Origin of the sequence: Bacteroides stercoris ATCC 43183, assembly GCF_025147325.1 — a bacterium.
Taxonomy (GTDB): Bacteria; Bacteroidota; Bacteroidia; order Bacteroidales; family Bacteroidaceae; genus Bacteroides; species Bacteroides stercoris.
On the sequence record NZ_CP102262.1, the window covers coordinates 1,939,766 to 1,966,345 of the forward strand.

Consider the following 26,580-nt stretch of genomic DNA (forward strand, 5'->3'; position numbering starts at 1 on the left):
GTTAATCACTAACCCCTAATCCCTACCTCACGTGCGTATTAAATTTTATTTTTTTATTCTTGTATTGTTTTTGCTTGGGCTGGGTGGAGCGTTGATATATTTGGCAGGCAAAATGCAGACCACGCATCTATATGTTGTGGAGGGTATTATTGTATTCATACTGCTCTATCTGGCGGTGTTCTATCGTAAGATTGTCAAGCCGATGAGTACGATAGGAAGCGGTATGGAGTTGTTGCGCGAGCAGGATTTCAGCAGCCGGCTCAGCAGGGTGGGGCAGTATGAGGCCGACCGTATTGTGAACGTTTTCAACCGTATGATGGAACAACTCAAGAATGAGCGTCTGCGTATGCGCGAGCAGAACCATTTTCTTGATTTGCTGATTCAGGCATCGCCTATGGGGGTTGTCATTATGACGTTGGACGGTGAGGTGTCACAACTCAATCCGATGGCTGTAAAGATGCTGGGCGTTCGTCTGGAAGAGGCGCAGAACAGGAAACTGGATAAAATTGATTCGCCTTTGGCGGAAGAGCTGGCATCCATTCCTAAAGAAACGACTTCCGTGGTGCGGTTGAACGATGCGAATATCTACAAGTGTACCCATTCTTCGTTTATAGACAGGGGGTTCAAGCATCCTTTCTTCCTGATAGAGCGCATGACGGATGAAGTGATGAAAGCGGAAAAGCGTGCATACGAAAAGGTTATCCGTATGATTGCCCACGAGGTGAACAATACCACTGCCGGCATTACCTCTACCTTGGATACGGTGGAGCAGGCTCTTTCTACGGAAGAAAATATGGAAGACATTTGCGAGGTGATGCGCGTGTGTACGGAGCGCTGTTTCTCTATGAGCCGTTTCATTACCCGTTTTGCCGATGTGGTGAAGATACCCGAACCTACGGTAGCGCAGGTTCAACTGAACGAATTGGTATCCATGTGCAAGCGTTTTATGGAGGGAATGTGCAATGACCGCAACATTATTCTCCGCTTGGAATGCGACCCCGAAGTAGGGCAGGTGCGCCTGGATGCTTCGCTGTTCGAGCAGGTTTTGGTAAATATCATTAAGAATGCTGCCGAAAGTATAGAGAGCGCCGGAGAAGCGGCAGGCAAGCAGGGCGAAATAACGGTAAGGACCACTGCCCCCGCTCTTATAGAAATCGTAGACAATGGTCCCGGAATCAGCAAAGAGACCGAAGCTAAACTCTTCAGTCCCTTCTTCTCCACCAAGCCGAACGGGCAGGGGATTGGCCTGGTGTTTATCAGGGAAGTGCTGAGCCGTCACGGTTGTGCATTCTCCCTGCGCACATACAATGACGGATTGACCCGCTTCCGAATCTTGTTTAATTGAGAATTCCCAATTCTCAACTTCTGTTTTTCCTCCATTCTTCTGCGTACTCATCCAATATCCGCTTGATTCCCTGGCCGATTGTAATATAATCACTCTCGTTCAGATTGGCAAGGGAAGCACGTACGCTCCATTCGGGTCCGTCGAAGCCGCCACCGTTCAGAAGCACTAAAGATGTTTCCTGAGCAAGGCGGAATACTACGTTCAGCGGACTGTACGTTTTTTTGAGGTATTCCACAAACTTCTCTCCATAGAACTTTTCGGCCCATACCAGCATGTCTATTTCCGTATAATAGCCTACCCGTAAGGGGTCTTCCACTAACGTAAACCCGGTATTGTCCCAAAGAGCCTGCAAGCGGCGCCGGATAATTTCCTGCATTTTCTGCTTGTAGCTGTTCTCTTTGTCCAGCAGGGCAAAGGCGGCGAATAAGCTCATCTGCATCTGTTGAGGCAATGAAAGTCCTGCCGTATGGTTCAAGGCTATCTGACGGCTGTCCGCTACCATGCGGTCTATGAACTTCAATTTTTCGGGATGCAGGGTCAGCGTGGCATAGCGGCGGTTGAGGGCTTCGCGCTTCTCTTTCGGCAATCGGGATATTTGTCTGTCGAATACATTGTATTCGTGCAGCGCTATGACGGCATTGCGCCAGCCGGTAGCGCCGAAATACTTGGAGAAAGAGTATACGCAAAGCGTATTGTACGGAATTTCTGCCATGAACGAGCGGAAATGCGGGCTGAAAGTACCGTACACATCGTCCGTAATAATCATCAGGTTGGGATTGTCTTCCTTTACGATGTTTACGATGCGCGCCATTGTTTCGGGGCTGAGCGTATAGCTGGGCGGGTTGCTTGGGTTGGTGACAAACAAAGCCTTTATGGCCGGATTTTTCAGCCGGTCTATATCCTCGTCACTGTATTGCCACAGATGCAGCCCGTCTTTGCTCATGCGGTTGGCATGCAACTCGGTCACCTTGAACCGGTAACGGTCCAGTTGGGGAATCTCTATGTAAGGTGTAAAGGCGGGAACCATGAGGGCGATGCCGTCGCCTTTGTCCAGCAGGAAATTCTCTTGCAGCGAATCGAAGATGTAACACATGGCAGCCGTTCCGCCTTCGGTGGCAAACAGGTTGAAAGCTCCGCGAGGCGGACGGTTGTCGCACATTTCCTGATTCAGGTAGTCGCATACCAGCATTTCGGTGAATTGCAGGATGCGGTCGGGCACAGGATACTGGTTGCCTATGACGCTTTCCGCCCATTCGTGTACGAGGCTGTCGGGGTCGACGGCATGCTGCATCAGCATGTAGTGGTAGGTTTGTTCCAGCAGTTTGGCTCCGGGCTGGTAGGTATTGCTTTTGAGGAATTGCTCAAAGCGGGCGGCAATACCTTGTTTTTCGGGGATGCCGGCGATGCCTTCGGGGAGAAACATGACGTGACGGCATTCTTCCAGTCCGAATTTTCCCAGGAGGAAAAAGGCTTCGCGTGGAGTGGTTGCAATCCAGTTGGGATTGCCGCGCCCGGCGTTCAACATGGTACGGGCGGTCTTTTTCAGGCTTTCATCTGCCATGTCGATAAGACGGTTTTTCAGTTCAAAGGGACTGATATTCTCCATCTTCTTTTCTAAAAGTTTTGTATTCATATAATCTGAAGTTTAGTTTTTAAAAAGCGTTATAATTAAAGTGACAGTCGGCATAAACTAATTCCAGGTATGCTAAAATCTATTCGTCCGATAATTGTTTTCAATTCGTCCGACAGCTGTTGAATTATCGTCCGACAATTGTTGAATTTTCGTCCGACAGATGTCGGACGGAAAGATTTTAGTAAGCTTGAAAACAGTTTTTACTTATTAAGTAATCTGCTTAAAGTCTTCAGGGCATTAAATCAACAGGACGATAACCACTCCCCATATAATCAGCAGGGTGTTGCCTACGGCATACGTCACGGTATAACCCAGCGCAGGCGTTTCACTCTCTACGGCATCCTGTATGGCTCCGAGGGCTGCCGTAGTGGTCCTTGCGCCCGCACAGCATCCCAATGCGATGGCCGGATGAAACTTGAACAGATACCTGGCAAGCAACAGCCCGATAATCAGTGGGAAAGTGGTGGCTGCTGCGCCTACGAGGAACAGGCTGATACCCACATCGTGAAATCCCTGTACAAAACCGGGGCCTGCCGATATGCCTACTACGGCGATAAACATGTTCAGCCCTACATTGTTCAGTACCCATTGCGACGGTTCGGGAATGCGTCCGAAAGTGGGATGCTTGCTGCGCAGCCAGCCGAAGAGCAATCCCGCTATCAGCGCTCCGCCACTGGTGCTCAGACTGATTGGTACGCCGCCGATGTGGACGGATAGTGCACCGAACAACCCGCCTACAAGGATGCCGAGCCCTACGAAAATCATATCAGTCTGATTGGTAGGACGGTCTATATAGCCCAAACGTCTGGCGGCTGTTTCCACTTCCTGCCTGGTTCCCACTACCTCTACCACGTCGCCGGCATCTACGGTGGTCTGCGCCATGACGGGGATGTCGATGCCCGCACGCCTGATGCTGCGGATACTGACACCGTGCATGAACTTCTCGTTGCGGATGGCCGAAACGGTCTTTCCGGCAAAGGTCTTTTTGGTAATCATGACGGGCAGTTTTTCTGCGGGGAAGTCCAATAGCTGCTGGTCTTGTATTTCAGGTCCTATCCAATCCTCTTCGCCGATAACGTATTCCCGGCGTCCGCTTAGTACGACTTCATCCCCTATTTCCAGTTGCACGTTGGGGCTGACCTCACGGATAGTGCCTGCCTTGCGTATCCGCTCCACAAACAGGCGCTTGTCCTGTTGCTGGAAGTACACTTCAAGGTCTACGACCCTTTTCCCGTTTTTGAACCATTCGTTTTCGATGCGGTAGGCGCGGAAAGTGACGGGGCGTGCGGCATGAATAAAGCCGGGTTCATCTGCCTGAGAGTTGCCCATGCGGACTTCCAAATCCTTGCAGGCGGCTTTCACCTTATCCAGTCCGCCCAGCATTTTCGGTCCGATGGACGATAGCACCCAAGCCGAGCCGGCGGTACCGAAAATGTAGGTTACGGCATAGGATACGGGGATGATGTTGACGTAGCTCTGCCGTTGCGCTTCATCCAGTCCCATGTTTGCCATTGTATCTTCGGCCACGCCGATGACGGCCGATATGGTTTGTGAGCCGGCAAGCAATCCGGCGGCTTCTCCCATGTTATATCCCATGAGTAGGGCAAGCAGCCAGGTTACTCCCAAAACGGATACGCACATCAGCACCGCAAAAGCCACTTGGGGCAATCCGTCTTTTTTCAGTCCGCGAAAGAACTGCGGCCCTACCTTGTAGCCTACGGCAAACAGAAACAGCAAGAAAAACACTGACTTGACAGGGCCGGGTACGGCAATATTCAGTTGCCCTACCACTACGCCTACCAATAACACGCTGGTGACGGTTCCCAAAGTAAACTTACCGATACGCAGCTTACCCAGCCAGAACCCCAGAAAAATGGTGAGGAAAATGGCTAATTCGGGACGTTCTCTGAGTTGGTTGAAAATCCATTCCATAATTAAGTATTTAGGTCGGTTTGTACGTCTTTTGTAAGTCGTATTCGCTATACAACGGGTTTTAACGGGAAGTGTTTTGAATAAAAGTGGTTTTTTAGAACATTTATTCCGCAAAACCGGACTTTTAGAAAAAGTTTTCTTCCGTACCTTTGCGCACTGAATGATAGATGGGTAAGGTATGAGGTTGTTTATTAGGGTATTTCTGCTGTTGCAGATAATTGCACTTCCTGTGAGGGCGCAATATATAGTGCAAGGTGTTGTCACGGATTCGCTGACACGGGAGCCGTTGCCATATACCTCGGTCTATCTGAAAGGAACCACAGAGGGGGGGATGACTGATGACAAGGGGGTATTTTCCTTTAAGACCTATCGCCCGGAAGCACGGTTGGTAATCTCGGCCGTGGGCTATAATGAATACACCCGGCTGATTCATCCGGCACGCGGGGAGCGTATAAAAGTGGCGCTTGCCCCCACCACTTATGCACTGAATGAAGTGGTGGTGAAGCCGAAACGCGAGCGCTACAAGAAGAAAAACAATCCGGCAGTGGAGTTTGTGCGGAAGATGATAGAGCACCGGGATGATTATTCTCCGGATGAGCGCGACTTCTGGCAGCGCGAGCGTTATGAGAAAATGACGTTTGCCATTAATAACTTCGACAGTGTGAAACAGCAGAAGTGGCTGTACCGCAAGTTCAAGTTCCTGACCGATTATGTGGATACCTCCGCCGTGACGGGAAAGCCGGTACTGGCGGTGTCCAACCGCGAGTTGCTGGCTACGGATTATTACCGTAAGTCGCCGCACAGCGAAAAGCAATGGGTGAAGGCGCGGCGGCAGGCGGGAGTGGACGAAATGCTGTCACAGCAGGGGATGGAGCAGGCCATCAGCGTCACTATGACGGACGTGGATATTTATCAGAACAACATAACGCTGTTTACCAATAAGTTTGTCAGTCCGTTATCTTCTTTAGGCCCTTCGTTCTACAAATACTATCTGATGGATACGCTGACCGTTGCCGGAAAGCCTTGCGTGGACTTGACTTTCGTGCCTTTCAACTCCGAGTCGTTCGGCTTTACGGGGCATCTGTACGTCATGCTGGACAGCACGTATTTCGTGCGTCGTGTAGTGATGAACTTTCCTCAGAAAATCAATCTGAACTTTGTGGATTACATGAAGATAGAACAGGACTTCGACCGTGCAGAAGACGGTACAAGGCAACTTATGAATGAAAGTATCACGACGGAATTCAAATTGGTGGACAACAGCGACGGCATCTATGCCAAACGGGATGTCTATTACCGGAATTATGCTTACGAATCTACTGCCGATGCCTTGCAGGCGTTCCGAAAACCCGAGAAGGTGATTGAAGGCATGGACTCTTCCGCTCATTCCGACGCTTACTGGGATGCCAACCGCCTTGCGGAAGTGAGCAAGAAAGAGACTTCCGTAGACAAGATGATGGCGCAACTGCGTAGTTATCCGGTTTATTATTGGACGGAGAAGGTGCTGAAGGTGCTGTTTACCGGATATATTCCCGCACCTAAGGAGAAAGCTCCTTTGTTCTATATCGGCATGATGAACACCACCATTAGCGGTAATGCGCTGGAAGGAGTGCGTGTGCGTGCCGGTGGAATGACAACGGCATGGCTTAATCCGCATTTGTTCGGCAGGGGATATGTGGCGTACGGTTTCCGCGACGAACGTGTGAAAGGGTTGGCGGAACTGGAATATTCTTTCCATAAGAAAAAAGAGTATGCCAATGAGTTTCCGATTCACTCTTTGAAACTCCGTTATCTGTCCGATGTCAACCAGTATGGGCAACATTATCTCTATACCAGTCAGGATAACGTTTTCTTGGCATTGAAACGCCAGAAGGACGACCGTATCGGCTATCAGCGGAAAGCGGAACTGACGTATACGAACGAGTTTCATTCGGGCTTCTCCTTTCAAGTGACCACACGTCTGCGGAAAGATGAATCTTCGCATCTCATTCCTTTCATCAGGCAGGATAAAGATAAGTCGTTTGTAAAAAGTATTTCGACCAGTGAACTGGAACTTAAACTGCGTTATGCTCCTAATGAGAAGTTCTTTCAGACACAGTGGAACCGTTTTCCGGTATCTTTGGATGCTCCGGTATTTACGCTGACGCATACAATGGCCGCCAAAGGAGTGCTGGGTGGAGACTATACGTATCATTATACGGAGGCAGGATTTCAGAAACGTTTCTGGTTCTCGGCTTTCGGCTATACGGACGTCATACTGAAAGCCGGTAAGGTGTGGAATAAAGTTCCTTTTCCGCTGCTTATCATTCCCAATGCCAACTTGTCCTACACCATTCAGCCGGAGTCTTACTCGCTGATGAATGCAATGGAATTTATGAACGATGAATATGCCTCGTGGGATGTGACTTACTTTTTGAACGGTTTCCTTTTCAACCGCATTCCGTTGTTGAAAAAATTGAAATGGCGCGAAGTGTTGTCCTGCCGGGGAATTTATGGAAATCTGAGCGACAAGAACAATCCGGAATTCAGTGAGGGATTGTTTGCCTTTCCGGCAGGAAGCACTACTATGGGACACACTCCGTACGTGGAGGTAGGGGTAGGTGTTGAGAATATTTTAAAAGTGCTCCGGGTGGATTATGTATGGCGTTTGACTTACCGCGATTTACCTAATATAGATAAATCCGGGCTTAGAATCAGTCTGCACATGACGTTTTAACTTAAATCTTACTAACAGAGTATTAAATCGGATAAAAAGACTAATCTATATTGGGTAAAATACCCTAAATTTGAGCAATTTTTTAAACTAAAATAATTCAATGGCAATGAAAGAAAACATTAAGCCGGCAACCGGTCGTTTAGGCGTACTGGTAGTCGGAGTAGGTGGTGCGGTTGCAACCACTATGATTACAGGTACATTAGCAGCCCGTAAGGGGTTGGCAAAAGCTATAGGCTCAATCGCACAAATGGCTACTATGCGTATGCAGGACGGCAAAGAACATCTGATTAAGGATATAGTGCCTTTGGTTGATTTGAACGATATCGTTTTCGGCGGTTGGGACATTTTCGCTGATGATGCGTATGAAGCTGCAATGTATGCAGAGGTTTTGAAGGAAAAGGACTTGAACCTCGTAAAAGATGAGTTGAAAGCCATTAAACCCATGCCTGCCGCTTTTGACCACAATTTTGCAAAACGCCTGAACGGTACGCACATCAAGAATGCCGCTACACGTTGGGACATGGTAGAGCAGTTGCGTGAGGATATCCGCACTTTCAAGGCAAACAACAATTGCGACCGTATCGCCGTGTTGTGGGCTGCAAGTACTGAAATTTATGTTCCTCTGGCAGAAGAGCACAAGTCGCTCGCTGCTTTGGAAAAGGCAATGAAGGAAAACAATACGGAAGTTATTTCTCCGAGCATGTGCTACGCTTACGCTGCAATCGCAGAAGGTGCTCCGTTCATCATGGGTGCTCCTAACTTGTGCGTAGATACTCCGGCTATGTGGGAATTCTCCAAGAAAATGAATGTGCCTATTGCCGGTAAAGACTTCAAGAGCGGTCAGACTTTGATGAAAACTGTACTTGCTCCGATGTTCAAGACCCGTATGCTGGGTGTAAGCGGATGGTTCTCTACCAATATCTTGGGTAATCGTGACGGTGAAGTGCTTGACCAACCGGAAAACTTCAAGACCAAAGAAGTCAGCAAGCTGTCCGTTATCGACAATATCTTCGAACCCGAAAAATTCCCCGATTTGTACGGTGATGTATATCACAAAGTACGTATTAACTATTACCCGCCCCGTAAGGACAACAAGGAGGCATGGGATAATATCGATATCTTCGGCTGGATGGGCTATCCGATGGAAATCAAGGTTAACTTCCTGTGTCGCGACTCTATCTTGGCAGCTCCTATCGCACTCGACCTGGTTATCTTCAGTGACCTCGCTCTGCGTGCCGGTATGTGCGGTATCCAGACTTGGCTGTCATTCTTCTGCAAGAGCCCGATGCACGACTTTGAACACGAACCGGTACATGACCTGTTCCAACAATGGAGAATGGTGAAAGAAACCCTGCGCAATATGGTAGGTGAAACTGCACCGAGCTATTTGGACTAAAATAAGAAAACGGTAAGGTAATAAAAGTGATAAGGCGATAGAGTGATTGGCAAGTTTCCGCTTGAAATTTCATCACTTTACTGCCTTACCACTTTTATGACTTTATCACCGCATTATCTTGTCACTTTTATTATTCTATCACTTTTTATCAATGAAGAAACCCTCTTTTTTCCCGGTTATCATCGGTACGGGCTTCGGTTCGGGCTTTTCTCCTTTCGCTCCGGGTACGGCAGGCGCTTTACTGGCCGTGCTTATCTGGTTCGGAATATCTTTCATTGTTTCGGAAATATGCCTGATATGGCTGACGGTGGCTCTTATTCTTTTTTTTACGGTAATGGGAGTATGGGCAACCAATCGTCTTGAACCTTTCTGGGGAGAGGACCCGTCACGGGTGGTGGTGGACGAAATGGTAGGAGTGTGGATTGCATTGCTGGCAGCACCGTCTGGAAATGTCTGGTATGCGTTGGGGGCTTTTGCCCTCTTTCGTCTGTTTGACATATTCAAACCGTTAGGCATCCACCGCATGGAAAGTTTTCCGGGCGGAATTGGCGTGATGATGGACGATATCTTGGCGGGAATTTATAGCTTTGTAGTCTTAATCGGAGTAAGATGGCTGATAAGCTGAAAGGAAAACCGGGATTTGCAGGATGGCGTCATGCTGTTTGGGTCTTTATCAAGGCTCAGCTTTCGTCATACGTGGCAAGTCTCATAGATTTCTTGGTGACCATTCTGCTGGTTAAACTATCCGGACTTTTTTATTTGTATGCTACTTTTCTGGGCTCTGTAGTTGGCGGCGTGGTGAATTGCGTTATCAATTACGGGTGGGTATTTCATGCGGACGACTGCAAAAAGACGCATGTTGCACTGAAGTATCTTTTTGTCTGGGGAGGTAGTATTTTATTGAATACATGGGGCACGTTTGCCCTGACCGAGTGGCTGACGGGTATGCACTGGGTGGACGGATTGCTGGGACATTATATAAACGATGTGTTTATCCTGTCCAAGATTATCGTAGCCATTCTGGTGGCGTTCTTCTGGAACTATCATCTGCAACGGGTATTCGTATATCGTAATCATAATTTCGGGAAATTTATACGACAATATTTTAGAGACTAAATAGAACTGATATGAATTATAGAGATTGGCTGCAACAGTTGATTTATAAGATTATAAATCCGGTTGTGCATGGAATGATCAAGGTAGGCATTACGCCTAATTTTATTACTACTACCGGATTGGTGATGAACATCGTGGCTGCATGCGTATTTGTGTATGCGGGCATGTATAAACCGGGTGAGCTTGCTTATGTGGGCTGGGGAGGAGGTATTGTTCTCTTTGCCGGTTTGTTCGATATGATGGACGGGCGCGTGGCGCGTGTAGGTAATATGTCTTCTACGTTCGGAGCATTGTATGACTCGGTGCTCGACCGTTATAGCGAGATGGTGACGCTGTTCGGTATTTTCTATTATCTGATTTTGCAAGGGTATCTGTGGGGATCGATGATTACTTTTGTCGCATTGGTCGGTTCGCTTATGGTGAGTTATGTGCGTGCACGTGCCGAAGGATTGGGACTGGAATGTAAAGTAGGCTTCATGCAGCGTCCCGAGCGTGTGGTGCTGACCAGCCTTGGTGCTTTGTGCTGCGGTATTTTCGGAGACTGCAAGGCGTTCGACCCGATGCTGATACTGATTGTTCCTATGGCAGTGATAGCCGTTCTTGCTAATCTGACAGCATTCGCTCGCATTGCGCATTGCTATAAATTATTAAAGAAACAATAATGAGAAAAGATATTTTTCCTTCTGTCAAAGAAGCGTTGCCTGTTGTTGTCCTTACAGCACTGTTCTTGTTGTTGACAGCCGTGTGTATAGGGTTGCGTACAGAGCATCTTTTAATGACGGGGCTGTTTCTGATACTCTTTTTTGCAGGAAAAACAACCCGTAAATTGGCGGTAGCGCTACTTCCTTTTATCATCTTTGGCATTTCTTACGACTGGATGCGGGTGTATCCCAACTATGAGGTGAATCCTATTGATGTGCAGGGATTGTATGAGGCGGAGAAGTCCTTGTTCGGTATCTCGATTGATGGGACAAAATTGATTCCCTGCGAGTATTTTGCACAGAATCACTGTACGGTAGGCGATTTCTTTGCCGGTATATTCTACCTTTGCTGGGTTCCTGTTCCCATTGCATTCGGTCTGTGGCTTTATCTGAAAGGCGAACGCAAGGTATATCTTCGCTTTGCCATGGTCTTTCTGCTGGTAAATCTTATCGGGTTTGCCGGATATTATATTCATCCGGCAGCACCGCCCTGGTATGCCATGAATTATGGCTTTGAGCCGGTTCTCAATACTCCGGGCAATGTAGCGGGACTGGGGCGCTTTGACGAACTGCTGGGGTGCTCTGTCTTTCATTCCATTTATGGACGGAACGCCAATGTATTTGCCGCTGTTCCTTCATTGCATGCGGCTTATATGGTGGTGGCTGTAGCATACGCTATTATGGGACGTTGCAAGAAATGGCTGATAGCTTTGTTCTCTGTTATCATGGCGGGCATCTGGTGGACGGCTGTCTATTCCGGACATCATTATCTGATTGATGTGATGTTGGGCATTTCCTGTGCGTTGCTGGGGATTCTGGTATTTGAACAAGGCTTGATGAAGTGGGGCGCATTCAAGCGTTTCTTTGAAAGATACAGTTGGTATATAGGATAAATTATAAGGTGTGGATTAACGCAAATTTACGCAGGGGGCATTCTTTATATTGAAACTCTGCGTATATTTGCGTTAATCTGTTTTTATGTTATAGGTATATGAATAATTTTGTCTTTTACAGTCCTACCGAATTTGTATTCGGCAAGGACACGGAAATGCAAGTCGGTGCCTTGGCCGGTAAGTATGGGGCACGGAAAGTAATGATTGTGTATGGTGGCGGTTCCGTGCTGCGCAGCGGGTTGTTGGACAGAGTGAAGCAATCTTTGCAGAAAGCCGGTATTCGTTATTGCGAGATGGGGGGTGTGCAACCTAATCCGGTGGATACGAAGGTGTATGAGGGGATTGAAATTTGCCGTCGTGAACAGGCTGATTTACTGCTCCCGGTAGGAGGCGGTTCTGTAATTGATACAGCAAAGGCTATCGCTGCCGGTGTACCTTATGAGGGTGATTTTTGGGATTTCTTTATAGGTAAGGCGAAAGTGACGGAAGCATTGAAAGTTGCTGTTGTGCTGACAATTCCTGCTGCGGGTAGCGAGGGCTCGGGCAACTCGGTGATAACGAAAGTGGATACCCTGCAAAAGCTAAGCTTGCGTGTGCCGGAATTGTTGCGCCCTGTCTTTTCCATTATGAATCCGGAATTGACTTATACATTGCCGCCTTTTCAGACGGCTTGCGGCATTGCCGATATGATGGTGCATATCATGGAACGTTATTTTACTAATACGCAGGATGTGGAGATTAGCGACTGTCTTTGTGAAGGTACGCTGACAGCTATCATTAAAGAAGCTTATCGCATAAAACAAAATCCGGGAGATTACGGTGCGCGCGCCAATATTATGTGGTGTGGAACGATTGCTCATAACGGGACTTGTGGTGTGGGTTGCGAGGAAGATTGGGCTTCGCATTTTCTGGAACATGAAGTCAGTGCGATTTACAACGTTACGCATGGCGCCGGACTGTCTGTAATAGTTCCGGCATGGATGACTTTTATGGCCGGACATAATCCGAAAAAGATAGCCCGGTTTGCCAACCGTGTTTTCGGTGTTCCCGAATCGGAGGATTTGGAAGAGATGGCATTGGCGGGTGTGTCCCGTTTGAAACACTTTTTCCGTTTTATAGGGCTGCCGGTTAACTTTAAGGAACTGGGTATCGAGAATCCCGATATAGACCGCTTGGCGGATAGCCTGCATCGTAATAAGGGAGAGTTTGTGGGCAATTATGTGAAACTGACTAAACAGGACAGTAAGGAAATCTACCGTCTGGCACTGTGATAAACAAAAAAAAACGGCGAAGTATTTTATCTGACTTCGCCGTTTCTTTTATTTGATTTCGATTTCTTCCTTCATGTCAATCTCTTCTCCCTGCGGATCGTAGAAAACATATTCCAGAAATGCTAATTTCTGACTTGGAATAATCTTGATTCCGAATCCGTATTTCATTTGCCATTTCCGTTTCAGTGAGAGAACTCCCTGATTGATGTAGGCAGCGATATACGGGTGGATGTGTAACGAGAATTTCTTTATCTTCAGTTTGTTGACAAGGTAGTCAATTTTACTCTCTAAAGTGTCCGTAAAGAGGATGGACGATTTAATAGTGCCTTTACCAAAGCAGGTTGGACAGGTTTCCGTAGTATTCACATCCATTGCCGGACGTACTCGCTGACGCGTAATCTGCATCAATCCGAATTTGCTGAGTGGCAGGATGTTGTGTCGTGCTCTGTCTTTCTGCATATTGGCACACATACGTTCGTAAAGCTTTTGTCTGTTTTCGGCTTCATTCATGTCGATGAAATCCACCACGATGATACCACCCATATCTCTTAGCCGCAATTGGCGCGCCAGTTCATCGGCGGCTCCCAGATTCACTTCCAGTGCGTTGGCTTCTTGCCCGTTGGCATTCTTGATGCGGTTACCGCTGTTCACGTCTACTACGTGAAGCGCCTCGGTGTGCTCAATAATCAGGTAAGCCCCGCTTTTGTATGAAACGGTTTTGCCAAATGACGATTTTATCTGTTTGGTGATACCGAAATTGTCGTAAATAGGAAGTTGCCCTTTGTACAGTTTTACAATTCCTGCCCGTTCAGGGGCGATGAGTGTTACGTAATCCTTGATTTCGTTGAATACAGCTTCGTTGTTCACATAGATGTTTTCGAAAGAAGGATTGAACAAGTCGCGCAACAAACCTACGGCGCGGCTGGTTTCTTCGTAAATCAGTGTCGGAAATTTGGTGGCTTTTTGTACTTTGACAATAGCTTCTTCCCAATGTTTTAATAGAACTTTAAGCTCTCCGTCAAGCTCGGCCACGCGTTTACCTTCAGCAACAGTGCGGACGATGACACCGAAATTCTTGGGTTTGATGCTCATCAGCAGTTGTTTGAGGCGGGCGCGCTCTTCACTTGATTTAATTTTTTGTGATACGGAAACCTTATCATTAAAGGGAATCAATACAAGATACCTTCCGGCAAAGGAGAGTTCGGAAGTCAGTCTCGGCCCTTTGGTTGAGATAGGCTCCTTTACGATTTGCACCACTACTTCTTGTCCTACCTTGAGTGTGTTGGATACTGTTCCGTCCTTTTCAAGGTCGGGAAGTATGGTTGCTTTGGTAATTGGATTAAGCTTTTTTTTGTCGCTTAAAGTTTGCTTTACGTATTTTTCTAATGAGTTAAATTGAGGACCTAAGTCCAGATAATGAAGAAAAGCATCTTTCTCGTAACCTACATCCACGAAGCAGGCATTCAGGCCCGGCATCAATTTCTTGACACGTCCCAAATACATGTTGCCCACAGAGAAGGAAATGTTTCTTCCTTCGCTTTGGAGTTCCACCAGGCTTTTGTCTTCGAGTAAAGCAATGGAAACTTCTTTGGGCTGTACGTCTACAACGAGTTCGCTTGTCACAATAATTTGCTTTTACATTTTTGTTATACAGATGTTTTCTGTTCAGATTTACCGGTACATCAATCTTTTTTACATTGACGAACCGGTTTGATACTTAAACAAAGAACAAACCCGCGAGACAATTAGCTTCACAAGTTTGTTCTTTATTTTGTCCTTCAGACTAAAAATTACTTTTTGCTTTTATGTCTGTTCTTTCTTAGTCTTTTTTTACGCTTGTGCGTAGACATTTTATGTCTTTTTTTCTTCTTTCCGCTTGGCATAGCTTCAAAATTTTATGGGTTAATACTAATTGTTTATTATTTTTTCACAGCAATGGTGAATGTCTTGGCAGGTTTAAAAGCCGGAATGTTGTGTTCCGGAATGATGATAGTAGTGTTCTTTGAGATGTTACGAGCTGTTTTTTGAGCTCTTTTCTTTACTACAAAACTACCAAACCCGCGGAGATAAACATTTTCATCTTTAGATAAAGATGCCTTCACTGCGTCCATGAACGCTTCAACGGTTGCAAGCACTGTTACTTTGTCGATTCCGGTGTTCTTTGTAATTTCGTTTACAATATCAGCTTTAGTCATTTTTTTCTTAAAAAAAATATTATTACTATAGTTTTCTAATTTTTTGGACTGCAAATATATAGCTTTTTGGCGGCTCTAAAAAATATATTTTGGACATTTTTTGAAAAAAGTCAAAGCATTAGGTTTTGTTAGACTGAAAAACTGTATTTTTGTTCTTTTGAAAAAGGATGTGTGTCCTTTTGAGGTATGAAACTATATATGAATAGATTGACTGAAGCTTTATTGGATTGGTACGCGGATAATAAACGTGATTTGCCTTGGAGAGGCACTACTGATCCCTACCGGATATGGATTTCTGAGATTATTTTGCAGCAGACGAGAGTGGTACAAGGATATGAGTATTTTCTTCGTTTTATCCGCCGTTTTCCTGATGTGAGAACTTTGGCTTCGGCTTCGGAAGACGAGGTCTTGAAGTATTGGCAGGGATTGGGATATTATTCTCGTGCCCGTAATCTGCATGCTGCTGCTAAGAGTATGAACGGTAAGTTTCCGGAAAGCTATCAGGAAGTGCGGGCTTTGAAAGGGGTAGGGGATTATACGGCTGCCGCCATTTGTTCCATAGCCTATAATATGCCCTATGCGGTAGTGGACGGAAATGTGTATCGAGTGCTTTCCCGTTATTGCGGCATTGATGTGCCTATTGACTCTACGGAAGGAAAGAAGCTCTTTGCTGCTTTAGCTGATGAAATGCTCGATAAATCCCGCCCGGCTGCTTATAATCAAGCTATAATGGATTTTGGGGCTATTCAGTGTACGCCACAGTCTCCTAACTGTATGTTTTGTCCTTTGGCGGATAGTTGTTCCGCCTTATCGAAAGGGCTGGTTATGCAACTTCCCGTGAAGCAACACAGAATAAAGACGTCCAACCGTTATTTTAATTATATATATGTACGCATGGGCGCGTGTACCTTTATACATAAACGAACGGCTGATGATATTTGGAAAAACCTGTTTGAATTGCCATTGGTTGAAACGGATAGAAATCTATCGGAAGAGGAATTTTTATCATCGGCATCCTTTCGCTCACTTATAGCGGAAGGAGAGGTACCGGAAGTACGTTTGGTGTTTCGAAATGTGAAACATGTGCTGTCCCATCGGGTGATATACGCTAACTTTTATGAAGTCGTTTTGCCGGAGAACTCCCGTTCTTTTTCGGAATACCAGTGTATCAGAATGGAAGATTTGGAGCAGTATCCGGTATCTCGCTTGGTACATGCTTTTTTGGAGAAGTATTTATAAAAGTTGGCTGTATTCTTGCATGATGTTGTTATTCTCGCTAATTTTGGCAACAAATTTTAAAATTGAAAGCGTATGTCAGTAAATAAAGTGATATTATTAGGAAATGTAGGCAGAGACCCCGAGGTGAGGTATCTCGATACCGGTGTGGCTGTTGCTACTTTCCCCTTGGCTACTTCAGACCGTGCCTATACATTGGCAAACGGAACGCAAGTTCCTGAACGTACGGAGTGGCATAATCTTGTCCTTTGGCGCGGACTGGCAGAAACGGCTGAGAAATATGTGCATAAAGGAGACAAACTTTATGTGGAGGGTAAAATACGGACCCGTTCGTATGATGATCAGACCGGTGCAAAACGCTATGTAACGGAGATTTTTGTAGATAACATGGAAATGCTGTCTGCAAGAAGCGCAGCGCCCGGAACTACACCGCAGGCAGGTATATCCGGACAAACGGCTGCTCCTGTACAGTCAACACACTCGCAGGCTGCTCCTGCACAAAATAATCCAACGGACGATTTACCGTTCTAATTGTTTAACTAAAACCAAAATCTTTGGACCCAGACGCTTATTTATGCCAATTGGCAGATGTTTTTAACAGTATAACCGTACATACTCCTTCTGTTTCGGCTATTATAGCTATTGTATTGGCTGGTGTGCTTTTGCTTGCTTCCGGTTTTGCTTCGGCTTCCGAAATTGCATTTTTTTCACTCTCGCCGTCCGATTTGAATTCTATTGAAGAGGGGAAACATCCTTCTGATGAGAAAATCAGAAATTTGTTGGATGATACAGAACGACTGCTGGCCACGATACTGATTACGAACAATTTCGTGAATGTGACCATTATCATGCTCTGTAATTTCTTTTTTATGAATGTATTCCAATTCCATTCGGTTATTGCGGAGTTTTTAATCCTAACGGTTGTATTGACTTTTCTGTTGCTGCTTTTCGGTGAGATTATGCCGAAGATTTATTCAGCGCAGAAAACATTGGCATTTTGCCGTTTTGCAGCTCCCGGCATTCTGGCATGCCGTTCCATATTCTATCCGTTGTCGTCGATATTGGTGCGTTCTACATCGTTTCTTAACAAGCATTTTGTGCGTAAAAATCATAATATTTCAGTAGATGAGCTTTCTCATGCGTTGGAGTTGACGGATAAAGCCGAGCTTTCGGAAGAAAACAATATCTTGGAGGGTATCATTCGTTTTGGAGGTGAGACGGCTAAGGAAGTCATGACATCGCGTCTGGATGTGGTTGACTTGGAAATTCGCACTTCTTTTAAGGATGTGTTAAAGTGCATCGTGGAGAACGCTTATTCGCGTATTCCTGTTTATGCGGAAACACGTGACAATATAAAAGGGGTGCTTTATATCAAGGATTTGCTTCCTCATTTGAATAAAGGAGATAATTTCCGTTGGCAATCATTGATTCGTCCGGCTTATTTTGTTCCGGAAACCAAGATGATTGATGATTTGCTGCGTGATTTTCAGGCAAACAAGATTCATATCGCTATTGTGGTGGATGAATTCGGAGGGACATCGGGTATTGTTACGATGGAAGATATTATTGAAGAGATTGTTGGGGAGATTCGTGACGAATACGATGATGAAGAACGTACTTATGCCGTACTCAATGACCACACATGGGTGTTTGAGGCTAAAACACAACTGACGGATTTCTATAAGATAACCAAGATAGATGAAGAAACTTTTGATGAAGTGGCAGGTGATGCCGATACTTTAGCGGGGCTTTTACTTGAGTTGAAAGGGGAATTTCCGGCGCTTCACGAGAAAGTAACTTATGATTATTATGAATTTGAGGTTCTTGAAATGGATAACCGCCGCATCTTAAAGGTGAAATTTACAATAAATGAACCGGTACGGGAGGGTTCAGAAACAGAGAAGTAATGCCTGTTTTTAAACAATATACAGAGAGTTCATATAAGTGGGGGATTTGGAAGACAAGTGAAAGTTTGGAAGAACTGCTTGCTTTACTTCCTCATAAAGAAAAATATGAAGAGGGTATTGGAAAATTTACAGCCGTTTCTCGTAAGTTGGAGTGGCTGGCTGTACGTGTATTGCTATATACAATGCTTGGCGAAGAGAAAGAAATACACTATTATTCCAACGGCGGGCCCTATTTGGCAGACGGCTCTTTTTCCATCAGTATTTCACATACCAAAGGTTATGTAGCGGTCCTGTTAGGTGAACCGGGGAAAAGAGTCGGGATTGATATTGAGTGTTATAGCGAGCGGGTACGGAAAGTGGCGCATAAGTTTATGCGTGAAGATGAAAAAAAATCCTTATTCAAAGGTACGGAAACCTGGTCGTTGTTGCTTCACTGGTCTGCAAAAGAAATCATGTTTAAATGTATGAACGCTTCCGATGTCGATTTTCGGGAACATTTGCATGTAATGCCTTTTACGCCTGACGAACAAGGTGTGTTCTCCGCCGCCGAATACCGTACGGCGGAGAAACAGATTTTTCAAATTTACTACTATTTGTTTTCAGACTTTGTCCTGACATTGAGTTTGTAGTTACAGCCTTTCCAATTGTACTGTAAAGTGACGCATTAACGGAGCTTCCCAAGTAATACGTACTCCTCTTGTAATTGTTTCGCGTCTGTCATATACATTTTTAAGCGCAGCGGCTATTACATTCATGTGGTTATCGGTATACACGCGGCGTGGAATAGCCAGCCGGAGTAAATCCAGTCCGTTGAAGCGGTTTTCACGGGTAACGGGATCACGGTCGGCAAGTAAATAACCGATTTCACATCCGCGTATGCCGGCTTCCAGATATAACTCGACGGTTAAAGTCTGTGCAGGAAACTCTTCTTTAGGAACATGTGTTAAAACTTTGGGAGCATCTACAAAAATTGCATGTCCTCCGGCGGGACGTTGGTACGGTATTCCGTATTCATCTAATTTTTTAGCCAGATATTCTATCTGGCGAATACGGGTTTCAAGATTATTAAATTCGGTGTTTTCATCCAAGCCGATGGCAAGTGCATTCATATCTCGGCCATTCATACCGCCATAAGTAAGGTAACCCTCGAATTGTACGCAGAATCCTTTTGCTCCTTCATACCAGTCTTGTCGGCGGGTTGCAATAAATCCTCCCATATTTACGATGCCGTCTTTTTTGGCGCTCATTGTCATACCGTCTGCAAGGGCAAACATCTCTTTGGTTATTTCCTTTATGCTCTTATCTTGGTAACCTTCTTCACGTGTCTTTATGAAATAGGCATTTTCGGCAAAACGGGCGGAGTCGAATATGACAGGTTTATTGTATTTATCGGCAATATTCCGGACTTCCCGTAAATTTTGCATGGAAACAGGTTGCCCGCCAGCTGTGTTATTGGTAATGGTAACAATGATAAATGGTATGCGGCTGTGATGTTCTTGTAATGCTTTTTCCAGCTTTGCAGGATCTACGTTGCCTTTAAAGGGAATTTCCAGTTGCGTTTGCCGTGCTTCATCTATCGTACAGTCCAATGCTATTGCTTTTCGGCTTTCGATATGACCTTTGGTTGTGTCGAAATGAGAATTTCCCGGGATAATATCTCCTTCATGAACCAGATAAGAGAATAGTACATTTTCGGCAGCACGTCCCTGATGTGTAGGAATGACATATTCAAAACCGGTCAGGCGGGTAATGACTTCTTTCAATTTGAAGAAAGAAGAAGCCCCGGCATAGCTTTCGTCTCCGAGCATGATACCGGCCCATTGCCGGTCGCTCATGGCTCCTGTTCCCGAATCGGTGATAAGATCGATATAAACTTGTTCTGATTTTAGTTGAAAAACATTGTAATGGGCTTCTTTCAACCACTGTTCACGCTCCTGGCGGGTACTTTTACGAATAGGTTCCACCATTTTGATTTTCCATGATTCGGCAAATGGTAATTCCATAGATTATTTTTTTATAAGTTAGACAATAGGTCAACGGATAAATCCGTTTTTGTGTTTTATGTGCCGAATATAATGATTTTATAGATGATGAACAATGTTTTTGATGACTTTCTGTAAAACAAATGTCCGGGCGAATCACTTCGGCCGGACATCATTTAAATAAACTTGGCAGAGTTTATTCTCTTTTACTTTCTTTGAAAGAGTTTTGATGAATGAAATGATTGGATAGAATTTATCCCGTTCATTAGACTCAACGCTTTTTCCTCGAAAGCAATGATAAGATAATGCATGGCAGGTCTTCTGACTTGTTTCTGTTGCAGGCTGCCTTCCCGGAAAACGTTTCCAGTGGCATGGAGAGAGAATTCATTGTCTGCAACATTATGTGAAACTTACAGCAGCGGGACTGTTCAGGACTTGCACCTGATTCCCTTTTAATCGCCTCCTTTGAAAAAAGTCGACAAACCAATGCATCGCAAAGATAATGAAAAAAGTAACAAACCAAAATGAATAAAAGAAATTATTTCTCCTTTGCCAACGTAAAAACGAATTCCAGTCCGCCACCTTGATTATTCTTGGCGGAGATTGTTCCGCCATGAATGATGACGGCATTTTTTACGATGGCAAGCCCTAAGCCTGTACCGCCTAATTTTCGCGAACGTCCTTTGTCTACACGATAAAAGCGTTCGAACAAACGATTCAGATGTTCTGGTGAAACGCCTACTCCGGTATCTGCAAAACTGAAATAATAGAAGTTCTCATCCTCACGGAAACAGTTGATGTTGATGTAGATATTGGTTCCTGCATAAGCCATGGCGTTATCCATGAGGTTACGGAATATGGAATAGAGTAATGAATAGTTACCCTTTAATTGTATTTTGGGATGTAAACCGTTGACTACCGTAATATGCTTTTCTTCCAGTTCCAATGATACTTCGTTGACTATATTGGTGACAAGCATGCTGATGTCTACTTTCTCCATATCAATCATATTGGCTGCTTCATCCATACGTGTCAGTACGGAGATATCCCGTAATAGACGGCTCAGCCGGTTGCTTTGGGCATAACACCGTTCTAGGAAAGTCTGCATCTTTTCGCGAGGGATGCTTTCATTGCTGACAATTGTTTCCAGATACCCTTGAATACTGCTTACAGGGGTTTTCAGTTCATGTGCAATGTTCTGTGTCAGTTGGCGTTTCAAACGTACTTGTTCTTCTTCCTGTGTGATGTCATTAATGGATATTTCAAAACTCAGATCCTGGAAGATGATACATTCTACAATGAATATGCGCCCGTTTTTATTGATGTTGATGGAGAGACGCTTCTCTTCTTTATCCGAAGGTCTTCTTTGTGCCTTACTGATAAAATCGGTGATTTTTTGAAATTCGTAAATGGAAAATATCTCCTCGGTAGTTTGCAAGTTGGAATCGGAGATTAAATTGCCGTATTGTGTAAAGAGGTTATTGACTAAGATTTCTTTTTTGTCTTTAGTAAATACACCCAATCCTTCGCGAGAAGTCTGTAGGTGTGTAATCAGTTTCTCACGTTCGATATATAACGCTTCTTTGGTTTCCCGCAAACGTTTATATATCTGTATAATGTGCTGGGATATTTCGCCAAGTTCATTATGCGGGAAAGCAGATTGTATATCGGTTTCCACCGGTTCGTTTTTATCGGCGCGTTTGGCAAATTCCCGCAGATGGTTGATTGCCGTACCCAGTTTGGATGTAAACTTATAGAAAACGAATATCAGCAATAAAGTAACAATAGCTGTAAACCAGAGGTAATGCGGATCGGCAGCCAGACTATTTACCAGGTTTACATCATAGGGTAATGCCGAGCGAATGATATACTGGGGATAGAGAGTTGCCGAATAGAAATAGGGTATGCCTGTTGTTTCGGAGGTGCGCCTTAAATCATATCCTTTGCCGTTCTTTAATGCTTTTTGGACTTCCTGACGATTAATGTGATTGCTGAATGCTTCTTGGGAAGTTTCATTGTAACTGTCATAAAGGACGCGGCCTTGTAAATTTACGATAGTGACACGAAGGTCTCTGTATGAACCTTTGGCTATATACCGGTTTAAAGTAGATGTCCATAGACTGTCTGGAATACTTCGCAGTTCCTGTTGCAGGCGTTCATTATAGTCTTGGAGTTGCGTGTCGAGCAGTTCTACTTTATACTCTTTCTCCCGTTGATATTGATAAGCAATAAAACAGGCTGCAAAGACAAGAAATAATGAGATTACCGAAAGAAATAACTTCCGGCTGAATGACAGGAAGTGTCTGTCATTATTCGGCTTCGAAGCAATAACCATATCCTAAGCGAGTTACAATACATTTGCCATATATTCCTATCTTTTTGCGCAGGCGGGTGATGTTTACGTCTATAGTGCGGTCCAACACATATACTTCGTCACTCCAGATGCGGCTCAATATGTCTTCGCGGGAAAATACGCGTCCTTTGTTTTGCAATAGCAAGAGCAGTATTTCAAACTCTTTTTTGGTGAGGGGAGCTTCCTCTCCGTCTATGCTTACTTTCTTTTTGATGATATCAAGCACTAATGATTTATAGGCAATTTGTTCAGGTGCGCGCTCCGTTTCAGTTTGCCGGGTACGGCGTAATACGGCTTTAACGCGTGCTGCTACTTCGCGTAAGGAGAAAGGCTTGGAGATATAGTCGTCTGCTCCTATATTAAATCCGGTTACCGTATCATTTTCGGTGTCTTTGGCTGTGATAAAGATGATAGGAATCTTGGCCGTTTTCTTTTCTTTCTTTAGCATACTTGCCATTTTGAATCCGGAAATTTCCCCCATCATCACGTCCAGTAATAGCAGGTCGTAAGTACTGATGTCCATTTTCAAGGCATCTTCGGCAGAGTTTGCGGTATCTACTTCGTAGCCTTCATTCTCAAGGTTAAACTTTAAGATTTCGCATAAATCTTCTTCGTCGTCTACTACTAAAATCCGATATTCGTTCATTGTATTTCTGAATTAATGTAATGAGAGACGTATAGAGTCTCTTTATTACAAAGTTAAACTTTATTTCTTTTCTTCGACAAAATTGCGGCGTTTTTGTTACGATGGAATGAAACAAGTATTACATTGCGATTACAAAATCTCTCTTGCAACTAATTAAGTATTATCTTTGTATTGTTTTAAAAAGGGTTTCTATATGAAAGAATTAATGGATATAAAGAGGTGGGGACAATCTAAGTGGCGTATGCCGTTAATAGTGGCTGTATTGGCTGTTGTAATTATTGGTTCGATTTGGTTGAACGTTGCTCCTTTCCGTTCCGGTTTTGAGATAACGGATGAATTGGGTGGGAATATTTTTCCTTCCAGCATTTTGTCTGTTGCAACGACAGATGCCCAGGTGATTGTGCCGGCTGATTCGATGTTTGTGGGAAACCCAAAATCTTGTATCGCTGTGAAAGTCCGGTCGGCAAAGGCTTATAGCCGGGTGAGGATAGAAGTTGCGGAAACCCCTTTCTTTTCCCGTTCCGTTTCGGAGTTTGTATTGGCAAGGCCACGTACCGAGTATACAATCTATCCCGATATTATCTGGAACTATGAAGCCTTGAAGAATAATAATCAGGCGGAGCCGATTAGCGTTGCCGTTACGGTAGAGATGAATAGGAAAGAGTTGGGGCAGCGGGTACGTACTTTTTCGGTGCGCAGTATCAATGAGTGTTTATTGGGGTATGTTACGGGAGGTACGAGATTTCATGATACCGGAATATTCTTTGCTGCTTATGTCAATGAAGAAAATCCTATGATAGACCATTTGCTACGGGAGGCATTGAATACTCGTATTGTGAATCGTTTCCTCGGTTATCAGGGTAGTCCTGAGGCTGTCGATAATCAGGTTTATGCCTTGTGGAATGTTTTGCAGAAACGTAATTTCCGGTATAGTTCGGTTTCTAATACAAGCCTGTCCAGCAATGTGGTTTTCTCTCAACGTGTTCGTACATTCGATGATGCCTTGGAGTCGTCGCAAATTAATTGTGTGGATGGGAGTGTTCTGTTTGCTTCTTTGCTGCGTGCCATAAATATCGAGCCGATACTGGTACGTACACCCGGACATATGTTTGTTGGTTATTATACTGATGCAAATCATAAAGATATGAAATTTCTTGAGACCACCATGATTGGGGATGTGGATTTGGACGATTTCTTTCCTGATGAACGGCTGGATTCTACTATGGTGGGAAAAACGCAGAATCAGATGTCCCGTATAACCTTTGATAAGTCTAAAGAGTATGCAAGTCGGAAATATAAAGAGAATGAAAAGGGCATTCATTCCGGCAGATTGAATTATATGTTTTTGGAAATATCCAAGGATGTAAGAAGGCGGATACAACCTATAGGAAAATAGTAAAGGTTGAATAGTTTATAAGATTAAATAGTACTTTGGGAACTTAGCGCATTATCAGCAGCAACAACCGAATATGGCACAGACATCCCAAGCAATGCAAGCAACACTAATGATAAGCAATAATTTCTTTTCATAAGCTCTTTTTTATTTGGATTTATTTGCAAATTTATAAATTAATTCAGCAAATCAAAGAGAGATGTATTTAAAATATATTAAATAAATATTAATATATTTGCTTTTATAATTTTAAAATATTACGCTACTTATCTGATAAGAAATAATAATGTTTATTGTTTTATATTTGCCAATATTTTGGCTCAGCGGAAATATCTGGTTGGTAAGTTTTAAAATTAGCTATCTTTGCTTACCTTTGTTTTATGAAACCCGCACAACTCCTTCGTGCCATCCTTCCGGATGTGCTTATAGACAACTTTGATATTGTCAATTTCGACAAGAGTGCTGACCGTTTTGATATTTATCTTGATGAAAAAAAAGTTCAACTAAAAGAAGATAAGATCAATCCGGATATCATATCCTATGGTTTTGGTGAGTATCGTACAATCCAAGACTATCCTATTCGTGGTCGCGCCACTTATCTCCATGTTCGTAAACGTAAATGGCTTGACAAATCTTCCAATGAAATCTTCAGTTATGACTGGGATTTATCCGAATTTGACGGTACACGGCTCAATTCTGAGTTCGTCTCTTTTTTAAAAGAAGGAGATTGAATCTACTCCTGTGAGCATCAGTGTGCTTGCGGAACGTTATGGCGTAAAAGGGCAGACTCTTCGTAAACAATACAAGGAGAAAATCAGTGATTACCGGAACTGGGATCAGCTCGAACATGCGCATGACTATCTCCTTTATCCTGAAAATATTGGAGAAAAGCTTTCTTTGGATGAAACTTGCCTGAGCAATGGAGATGTTTATACGATTCTGACCAATAAAGCAGCTAAAGGTCGTAAGGGTGCTTTAGTTGCAATAGTTCGTGGAGTGGCCACAGATGCGGTAAGCGGAATCTTGCGCAGGCTTCCGCACCGGAAACGGCTGTCTGTCAAGACTGTCACTACAGATTTATCTTCAGCCATGATGCTGACAGTCAGAAAGGTGTTTCCTGCCGCAAAGCTGATCAATGACCGTTTTCATGTACAGCAGCTCATGTCTGAAGCTGTTGACCAGTTAAGAATACGCTATCGGTGGAAAGTACTTGATGCGGAAAATCAGGCTATCAGGGAGCATCGCCAAAAGAAGAAAGAAACAAAGAGTAAGGCGGAAAGGGAAAGAATAGGGAAATGGGAACCTGAAAGAATGGAGAACGGAGAAACCCTGTCACAGATAGTAAGCAGAAGCAAGCACATTATACTGAAACACTGGAGCAAATGGAATGAACAGCAAAAGACCAGGGCTGCCATTCTCTTTGATAAATTCCCCAAGCTTCTGGAAGGATACAGCCTTAGCATGAAACTGACAGACATCTTCAACAAGAAGTCAGGTCTCGATGAAGCAAGGCTAAATCTCGCAAGATGGTACAATGAAGTGGAAAAGTTTGACTATATGGAGTTCAACAAGGTACTTGATACGTTTTCAAACCATAGTACGACCATCATAAATTATTTTGAAGAACGATTGACAAATGCTTCAGCGGAGTCGTTCAATGCTAAAATCAAAGCTTTTCGAAGCCAGTTAAGAGGGGTGGCTGATCTGAAATTCTTCATGTTCAGACTGGCTAGGCTATACGCTTAAAAGAAAGCTTGCCAACCGGGGAAATCCGCTGACCCAATATTTTAAAATTATAAAAGCAAATATATTAATATTTATTTAATATATTTTAAATACATCTCTCTTTGATTTGCTGAATTAAT

At 44.3% G+C, this 26,580-nt stretch carries 22 protein-coding genes and 1 riboswitch; of the genes, 15 read left to right on the forward strand and 7 right to left on the reverse strand.

Translation table 11 applies throughout. The features are described from left to right. Nucleotides 1-31 precede the first annotated feature (31 nt). Nucleotides 32-1,345, forward strand: coding sequence for a sensor histidine kinase (locus tag NQ565_RS07815; RefSeq protein WP_005654800.1), 1,314 nt, complete (start codon nt 32-34; stop codon nt 1,343-1,345). A 13-nt stretch (nt 1,346-1,358) separates the two neighbouring features. Here NQ565_RS07815 and aspD read toward each other — a convergent pair whose 3' ends face one another. Both aspD and aspT read right to left on the reverse strand, forming a co-directional pair. Then, nucleotides 1,359-2,978: an aspartate 4-decarboxylase gene (gene aspD / locus NQ565_RS07820; protein ID WP_022103725.1), complete on the reverse strand. Its 1,620-nt coding sequence runs from the start codon at nt 2,976-2,978 to the stop codon at nt 1,359-1,361. Nucleotides 2,979-3,215: 237 nt separating this feature from the next. Continuing rightward, nucleotides 3,216-4,910, reverse strand: a complete 1,695-nt coding sequence (gene aspT, locus NQ565_RS07825; RefSeq protein WP_005654803.1) for an aspartate-alanine antiporter — start codon at nt 4,908-4,910, stop codon at nt 3,216-3,218. Between the two features lie 178 nt (nt 4,911-5,088). On the opposite strand from aspT, the gene NQ565_RS07830 reads away from it, so the two are divergent. From NQ565_RS07830 to NQ565_RS07860, 7 genes are all read left to right on the forward strand, one after another. Continuing rightward, nucleotides 5,089-7,626 (forward strand): DUF5686 and carboxypeptidase-like regulatory domain-containing protein, encoded by a 2,538-nt coding sequence (locus NQ565_RS07830; RefSeq protein WP_005654804.1) that lies wholly within the window; start codon nt 5,089-5,091, stop codon nt 7,624-7,626. A 106-nt stretch (nt 7,627-7,732) separates the two neighbouring features. Further along, on the forward strand, nt 7,733-9,022 hold the full coding sequence (locus NQ565_RS07835) for an inositol-3-phosphate synthase (RefSeq protein WP_016661357.1): 1,290 nt from the start codon (nt 7,733-7,735) through the stop codon (nt 9,020-9,022). Between the two features lie 151 nt (nt 9,023-9,173). Continuing rightward, the gene (locus tag NQ565_RS07840; protein WP_005654806.1) at nt 9,174-9,647 is read left to right on the forward strand and encodes a phosphatidylglycerophosphatase A family protein; all 474 of its coding nucleotides are present in this window, start codon (nt 9,174-9,176) and stop codon (nt 9,645-9,647) included. Further along, nucleotides 9,632-10,138: a GtrA family protein gene (locus NQ565_RS07845; RefSeq protein ID WP_005654807.1), complete on the forward strand. Its 507-nt coding sequence runs from the start codon at nt 9,632-9,634 to the stop codon at nt 10,136-10,138. The genes NQ565_RS07840 and NQ565_RS07845 overlap by 16 nt, the downstream gene beginning before the upstream one ends. A gap of 11 nt (nt 10,139-10,149) precedes the next feature. Further along, the gene (locus NQ565_RS07850) at nt 10,150-10,800 is read left to right on the forward strand and encodes a CDP-alcohol phosphatidyltransferase family protein (protein WP_005654808.1); all 651 of its coding nucleotides are present in this window, start codon (nt 10,150-10,152) and stop codon (nt 10,798-10,800) included. Continuing rightward, nucleotides 10,800-11,732, forward strand: a complete 933-nt coding sequence (locus NQ565_RS07855) for a phosphoinositol dihydroceramide synthase (protein WP_005654809.1) — start codon at nt 10,800-10,802, stop codon at nt 11,730-11,732. The genes NQ565_RS07850 and NQ565_RS07855 overlap by 1 nt, the downstream gene beginning before the upstream one ends. Before the next feature lie 98 nt (nt 11,733-11,830). Further along, a complete protein-coding gene (locus tag NQ565_RS07860) occupies nt 11,831-13,003 on the forward strand; it encodes an iron-containing alcohol dehydrogenase (RefSeq protein WP_005654810.1) in 1,173 nt (390 codons plus the stop codon). A 48-nt stretch (nt 13,004-13,051) separates the two neighbouring features. Here NQ565_RS07860 and NQ565_RS07865 read toward each other — a convergent pair whose 3' ends face one another. Continuing rightward, on the reverse strand, nt 13,052-14,626 hold the full coding sequence (locus NQ565_RS07865) for an Rne/Rng family ribonuclease (RefSeq protein ID WP_005654811.1): 1,575 nt from the start codon (nt 14,624-14,626) through the stop codon (nt 13,052-13,054). 296 nt (nt 14,627-14,922) lie between these two features. Beyond that, nucleotides 14,923-15,252: an HU family DNA-binding protein gene (locus NQ565_RS07870; RefSeq protein WP_005654813.1), complete on the reverse strand. Its 330-nt coding sequence runs from the start codon at nt 15,250-15,252 to the stop codon at nt 14,923-14,925. 144 nt (nt 15,253-15,396) lie between these two features. On the opposite strand from NQ565_RS07870, the gene mutY reads away from it, so the two are divergent. The 4 genes from mutY to NQ565_RS07890 all read left to right on the forward strand — a co-directional run bounded on the left by mutY (nt 15,397) and on the right by NQ565_RS07890 (nt 18,970). Continuing rightward, on the forward strand, nt 15,397-16,437 hold the full coding sequence (gene mutY, locus NQ565_RS07875) for an A/G-specific adenine glycosylase (protein ID WP_040315798.1): 1,041 nt from the start codon (nt 15,397-15,399) through the stop codon (nt 16,435-16,437). Between the two features lie 72 nt (nt 16,438-16,509). Further along, the gene (locus tag NQ565_RS07880) at nt 16,510-16,965 is read left to right on the forward strand and encodes a single-stranded DNA-binding protein (protein ID WP_005654815.1); all 456 of its coding nucleotides are present in this window, start codon (nt 16,510-16,512) and stop codon (nt 16,963-16,965) included. Nucleotides 16,966-16,988: 23 nt separating this feature from the next. Further along, nucleotides 16,989-18,341, forward strand: coding sequence for a gliding motility-associated protein GldE (gene gldE / locus NQ565_RS07885; protein ID WP_005654816.1), 1,353 nt, complete (start codon nt 16,989-16,991; stop codon nt 18,339-18,341). Then, entirely contained in the window at nt 18,341-18,970 is a 630-nt protein-coding gene (locus NQ565_RS07890) for a 4'-phosphopantetheinyl transferase family protein (protein WP_005654817.1), read from the forward strand. The genes gldE and NQ565_RS07890 overlap by 1 nt, the downstream gene beginning before the upstream one ends. On the opposite strand, the gene NQ565_RS07895 is transcribed toward NQ565_RS07890, so the two are convergent. The 3 genes from NQ565_RS07895 to NQ565_RS07905 form a co-directional block, all read right to left on the reverse strand. Continuing rightward, complete coding sequence (locus NQ565_RS07895; RefSeq protein WP_005654818.1) at nt 18,971-20,344, reverse strand: tryptophanase; 1,374 nt, start codon at nt 20,342-20,344, stop codon at nt 18,971-18,973. It abuts the gene before it with no gap. A 273-nt stretch (nt 20,345-20,617) separates the two neighbouring features. Then, a riboswitch (cobalamin riboswitch) is annotated at nt 20,618-20,827 on the reverse strand. Nucleotides 20,828-20,861: 34 nt separating this feature from the next. After that, entirely contained in the window at nt 20,862-22,658 is a 1,797-nt protein-coding gene (locus tag NQ565_RS07900; RefSeq protein WP_005654820.1) for a sensor histidine kinase, read from the reverse strand. Next, entirely contained in the window at nt 22,633-23,322 is a 690-nt protein-coding gene (locus NQ565_RS07905) for a response regulator transcription factor (protein WP_005652157.1), read from the reverse strand. The genes NQ565_RS07900 and NQ565_RS07905 overlap by 26 nt, the downstream gene beginning before the upstream one ends. A 193-nt stretch (nt 23,323-23,515) precedes the next feature. Here NQ565_RS07905 and NQ565_RS07910 point away from each other — a divergent pair, with 193 nt between their 5' ends. The 3 genes from NQ565_RS07910 to NQ565_RS07920 all read left to right on the forward strand — a co-directional run bounded on the left by NQ565_RS07910 (nt 23,516) and on the right by NQ565_RS07920 (nt 26,461). Then, on the forward strand, nt 23,516-24,718 hold the full coding sequence (locus NQ565_RS07910) for a hypothetical protein (protein WP_005654822.1): 1,203 nt from the start codon (nt 23,516-23,518) through the stop codon (nt 24,716-24,718). A gap of 377 nt (nt 24,719-25,095) precedes the next feature. Next, nucleotides 25,096-25,446, forward strand: coding sequence for an ISAon1 family transposase N-terminal region protein (locus tag NQ565_RS07915; protein ID WP_005652161.1), 351 nt, complete (start codon nt 25,096-25,098; stop codon nt 25,444-25,446). Between the two features lie 10 nt (nt 25,447-25,456). Next, complete coding sequence (locus NQ565_RS07920; protein ID WP_040315496.1) at nt 25,457-26,461, forward strand: ISAon1 family transposase; 1,005 nt, start codon at nt 25,457-25,459, stop codon at nt 26,459-26,461. Nucleotides 26,462-26,580 lie beyond the last annotated feature (119 nt).

Coding starts and splice junctions, on each gene's coding strand:
- aspD (WP_022103725.1), bottom strand. CDS start 2,978: ATGAATACAAAACTTTTAGAAAAGAAGATGGAGAATATCAGTCCCTTT.
- aspT (WP_005654803.1), bottom strand. CDS start 4,910: ATGGAATGGATTTTCAACCAACTCAGAGAACGTCCCGAATTAGCCATT.
- NQ565_RS07830 (WP_005654804.1), top strand. CDS start 5,089: ATGAGGTTGTTTATTAGGGTATTTCTGCTGTTGCAGATAATTGCACTT.
- NQ565_RS07835 (WP_016661357.1), top strand. CDS start 7,733: ATGAAAGAAAACATTAAGCCGGCAACCGGTCGTTTAGGCGTACTGGTA.
- NQ565_RS07840 (WP_005654806.1), top strand. CDS start 9,174: ATGAAGAAACCCTCTTTTTTCCCGGTTATCATCGGTACGGGCTTCGGT.
- NQ565_RS07845 (WP_005654807.1), top strand. CDS start 9,632: ATGGCTGATAAGCTGAAAGGAAAACCGGGATTTGCAGGATGGCGTCAT.
- NQ565_RS07850 (WP_005654808.1), top strand. CDS start 10,150: ATGAATTATAGAGATTGGCTGCAACAGTTGATTTATAAGATTATAAAT.
- NQ565_RS07855 (WP_005654809.1), top strand. CDS start 10,800: ATGAGAAAAGATATTTTTCCTTCTGTCAAAGAAGCGTTGCCTGTTGTT.
- NQ565_RS07860 (WP_005654810.1), top strand. CDS start 11,831: ATGAATAATTTTGTCTTTTACAGTCCTACCGAATTTGTATTCGGCAAG.
- mutY (WP_040315798.1), top strand. CDS start 15,397: ATGAATAGATTGACTGAAGCTTTATTGGATTGGTACGCGGATAATAAA.
- NQ565_RS07880 (WP_005654815.1), top strand. CDS start 16,510: ATGTCAGTAAATAAAGTGATATTATTAGGAAATGTAGGCAGAGACCCC.
- NQ565_RS07890 (WP_005654817.1), top strand. CDS start 18,341: ATGCCTGTTTTTAAACAATATACAGAGAGTTCATATAAGTGGGGGATT.
- NQ565_RS07895 (WP_005654818.1), bottom strand. CDS start 20,344: ATGGAATTACCATTTGCCGAATCATGGAAAATCAAAATGGTGGAACCT.
- NQ565_RS07900 (WP_005654820.1), bottom strand. CDS start 22,658: ATGGTTATTGCTTCGAAGCCGAATAATGACAGACACTTCCTGTCATTC.
- NQ565_RS07905 (WP_005652157.1), bottom strand. CDS start 23,322: ATGAACGAATATCGGATTTTAGTAGTAGACGACGAAGAAGATTTATGC.
- NQ565_RS07910 (WP_005654822.1), top strand. CDS start 23,516: ATGAAAGAATTAATGGATATAAAGAGGTGGGGACAATCTAAGTGGCGT.
- NQ565_RS07915 (WP_005652161.1), top strand. CDS start 25,096: ATGAAACCCGCACAACTCCTTCGTGCCATCCTTCCGGATGTGCTTATA.